Consider the following 4,291-nt stretch of genomic DNA (forward strand, 5'->3'; position numbering starts at 1 on the left):
ACCATCATGGCGAAACGTCCGGGAAGGGCACTGGAAGGAATGCGTGCTGACCATCCCTTCATCCCGAGAAAATCTCAGACCGTTCTCGGAAATTTTGTCTCGCTTGAAGAAGGGACCGGCATCGTCCATATAGCTCCCGGCCATGGCGAGGACGATTACGAAATAGGGCTCAAGTACGGTCTCGATAGTTACGCGCCGGTCGACGACCACGGTAAATTCACCCGGGAGGCAGGTGAACTCGAAGGACAGTTTGTCTTTAAGGCAAACACGACGATTATCGGGATGCTCCAGGAAAAGGGTGCGCTTATAAAGGAAGAAAAGATCACGCACTGCTATCCCCACTGCTGGAGGTGTAAGAAACCGGTAATCTTCCGGGCGACGGAACAGTGGTTCATCTCGATGGCCGAGAACGATCTCAGGAGAAAGTGCCTGACCGAGATAGACGGGGTGCAATGGATTCCTTCCTGGGGAAAGGAGAGGATCCACGGCATGGTGTCGAACAGGCCTGATTGGTGCATATCGAGGCAGCGCGCATGGGGCGTACCGATAGCGCTCCTGAAGTGTAAGGAATGCGGGAAGGTAATCGACGACCATTCCGTGCTCGATGGAATCGTCAAGCTCGTTGAGTCTCGAGGTTCTGATGTCTGGTTCACGACAAAGCCGGAGGAACTGCTCCCCGCAGGGTATACCTGCAAGAAATGCGGGGGAAGACGATTCTCCAAAGAGACCGACATCCTTGATGTCTGGTTCGATTCAGGGGTGAGTCATGCCGCCCTTCTCGAGAAGGATGAGCGGGTGGCCTGGCCTGCCGACATGTATCTTGAAGGGAGCGACCAGCACAGGGGATGGTTCCAGAGTTCCCTCATCGCATCGGTGGGGTCACGGGGTTCTGCTCCTTACCGGACAGTCCTCACCCACGGTTTTGTCGTAGACGGACAGGGGAAGAAGATGTCGAAATCCTTGGGGAATGTCGTCGCGCCCCAGGACATCATCAAGGCGAACGGAGCGGAAATCGTGCGTCTCTGGGTCTCGGCCGAAGACTACAGGGACGACATCAAGATATCGAAGGAGATCATCGACAGGCTCGTAGAGGCATACCGGAAGATAAGGAATACGGCCCGTTTTCTCCTCGGCAACCTCTCTGATTATGACGGCAGGGATTACGGCTCCCACCTGCTCGAGATAGACCGGTGGGCGATGTCCAGGCTGCAGGGCCTTGTGAAGAAGGTGACCGATGCATACGAAAAATTCGAATTCCATCAGGTATACCACAGTATCCATAATTTCTGCATCGTGGATATGAGTTCCTTTTACCTCGACATCCTTAAGGACAGGCTTTATACGGCGAGGGCGGATGCAACGGAGAGGCGGGCTGCCCAGTGGGTCCTCCGGCAGATACTCTCTGCGATGACGCGGCTCATGGCACCGGTTCTCTCTTTTACCGCCGATGAAATATGGAGTTTCGTCCCTGGTGAAAAGGAAGAGAGCGTTTTCCTCACGGCCTTCCCTGTCTTTGAGGAGAAATTTTATGACACCTTACTGGAAGAAAAGTGGTCAAGGTTGATCGCGATACGGGATGTGGTCAATAAAGCGCTCGAATTGAAAAGGCAGGAGCGGTTCATCGGAAATTCCCTCGAGGCGAAGGTCGTCCTTTTCCTCGGCGATGGTGATTACCGGCTCCTCGATGGTTACCGCGGTTTTCTCACGGCGCTCTTCATCGTCTCCGAAGCGGAGATCAGGAGAAGCGAAGAGAAGGACGGAGAAGTCTACGAGAGCACGGAGTCGCCGGGCGTCTCCGTGGCGGTTCTGAAGGCCTCCGGGAAGAAATGCCAGCGGTGCTGGAACTGGAGCGTACGGGTCGGCACGTTCGAAGACGCGCCGGAGTTGTGTGAGAGATGTTATCCGAACCTGCGATGAAGCGATCTCTTCCCTTTCTCGTCTCGGGACTGGTCGTCGCTCTTGACCAGATAACAAAATACCTCGTGAGGGGCTCTCTCACACCCTTCGAGACCGTAAGGATCCTGCCGTTCCTCCAGTTCGTCAGTGTGAGGAACGAGGGTGCCGCCTTCGGGTTATTCAAGGGTCTCGGCAACAACACATTCATCATCATCTCGGCTGCGGCGATCATCCTCCTCTCCGTTCTCCTGGCAAAAAGCAGAGGGGACTGGGTCGCCTATGCGCTCATCCTCGGAGGGGCCATCGGCAACCTCATAGACCGGATCGTCTTCGGCAGGGTGACCGATTTCATAGATGTCTTTGTCGGCAGATTCCACTGGCCCGCCTTCAACATCGCCGATTCTGCCCTCACGATCGGACTCGGGCTGCTCCTCGTGAGTTCACTCTTGCCTGCCAGGACGAGGGAACCCGTTTAATGCATCCCGTGTTAATCCGGATAGGCCCGCTCACCGTACACACCTATGGGGCCTTCGTTGCTGCGGGTTTTCTGCTTGGTCTTATGCTCGCCGTTCGTCAGGCGAAGAGGGAGGGGATCCCTTCCGAGAGGATCTTGGACATCGGATTCTATCTGCTCCTCTCTGCGCTCGTCGGATCGCGGCTTTTTTTCGTTGCTCTCAATGCCGGCCATTATCTCCAGCACCCCCTTGATGTCTTTAAGATTTGGGAAGGGGGGCTCGTCTTTTACGGAGGTCTCATGCTAGCGGTGCCGGTGGCGATATGGTACCTGAAAAAATATGACCTCGATCGCTGGAAGATAGCAGACATATTTGCCCCGTCTCTCGCGATAGGACATGCCCTCGGGAGACTCGGCTGCTTTTTTGCGGGGTGTTGCTTCGGGAAGACCGCTAACGCCCTGCCGTGGGCCGTCGTCTTTTCCGACCCGGAATGTCTCGCCACGACAGGCGTCCCCCTTCATCCCACCCAACTCTATGAATCTTTAGGGGAGCTGCTGAATTTCGTTATCCTCGTGACCCTGAGAAGACACCAGTCTTACAGGGGACAGTTGTTCTGGACGTACCTTTTGCTTTATTCTCTCCTCCGATTCTTCGTTGAGTTCTTCAGAGGCGATGAGGTGAGGGGCTTCATCTTCTCCGGCATCTCGGTATCGCAGGGCATCAGCATGCTCACGGCTCTCCTGGCGATCGGCATGCTGAAAAGACTCGCGAGAGAATCCTGAGCGTCCATCTCCGGTCTCATGCGAAACAGGAAATTCATTGAGTTCTTAGACAGGGTCATGGACCATATCAAGGGTTTCGTCCTCGCACTGATAGCCGTCATCGCGGTGCTCGGCGTTGTCGTGGGATACAGATACTACCGCTATACCCAGGACGACCCCGCGTTCTGCACGTCATGCCACATGATGAAGGAGGCCGTTGCGGAGTGGGAGAGGGGAAAGCACAGGGATATCGTCTGTCAAAAATGCCACCATCTGAACCTGCTCGAGCAGAATCAGCTCCTCGTGTCGTTTGTCCTCAAGAACCCCGGTCCTTTTTCCCAATCACACGGCCGGAACAAGCCCTGGCTCGAATGCAAGAACTGTCACATAGATGAGATCGCACAGGGCTCTGTGACTCTCAGGAAATCATACGGCCATGCCAAGCACGTATTCATGCTGAACACCACGTGCAAGGTTTGCCACGGTGGGAGCCTCCACCGCTTCAGACCGAATGAAAAGGCCTGCCAGGAATGCCACAAGGATAAGGGCGTTCATGGCGTCGGAATGGAGGCATTTTCCTGTTTGAAGTGCCATTCTTTTTCGGAAAAGTCCGTCCAGATGGTCTCGAATGAAAAGTGCAGGAGATGTCACAAGGTTCCGACTGTGGGGCCCATGTCGACGTTCCCGTGCCACCGCTGTCACAAACCCCATGGAAAAATAAAGCTTACGTCGACAGATTGCCTCGGAGAGTGTCATGGCAGCGAGACAAAAATCGGGCAGCACGACCGCCACATGAAAAAGGGCATGCAATGTCTCGATTGCCACAAGGCTCACCGATGGGTTGTCGGCAGGACCGAGGCGAAAGGCCTCTGCAACAGATGCCATCCGAATCGGGACCCGAAGACCTTCGTTTATTAATCATCGGACCCGCCTGTCGAGAGAAATTAGCAGTCGAGAGAAATTAGCTTGACTCCTGAAAATATCGTGGTAATATTTTTTAAGGGCATGACACAAAACGGGACGTCCTTGAGTGAGAATCCGCTTTTTCCCGGTGACCTGAACAGGCGGTTCCGGCCCGGTGAAACAGTCATGCCATTTCAGTCTTACCGGTAATACGCAGAGAAAGGATACCCATGCATACGCCTCATCCGCATACAGCCGACCTTTGGCCTCTGGTCG

At 54.7% G+C, this 4,291-nt stretch carries 4 protein-coding genes; all 4 read left to right on the top strand.

From position 1 onward, the window contains the following. The coding region (locus VEI96_13390; GenBank protein ID HXX58988.1) for a class I tRNA ligase family protein at window positions 1-1,917 on the top strand (1,917 nt) is incomplete at its 5' end. Beyond that, entirely contained in the window at window positions 1,896-2,372 is a 477-nt protein-coding gene (gene lspA, locus VEI96_13395; GenBank protein ID HXX58989.1) for a signal peptidase II, read from the top strand. The genes VEI96_13390 and lspA, both read left to right, overlap by 22 nt. Further along, entirely contained in the window at window positions 2,372-3,133 is a 762-nt protein-coding gene (gene lgt, locus VEI96_13400; GenBank protein ID HXX58990.1) for a prolipoprotein diacylglyceryl transferase, read from the top strand. The genes lspA and lgt overlap by 1 nt, the downstream gene beginning before the upstream one ends. 18 nt (window positions 3,134-3,151) lie before the next feature. Then, window positions 3,152-4,030, top strand: a complete 879-nt coding sequence (locus VEI96_13405) for a cytochrome c oxidase assembly protein COX14 (GenBank protein ID HXX58991.1) — start codon at window positions 3,152-3,154, stop codon at window positions 4,028-4,030. Window positions 4,031-4,291: the final 261 nt, after the last annotated feature.

The sequence above is a fragment of the Thermodesulfovibrionales bacterium genome (assembly GCA_035622735.1).
Taxonomy (GTDB): Bacteria; Nitrospirota; Thermodesulfovibrionia; order Thermodesulfovibrionales; family UBA9159; genus DASPUT01.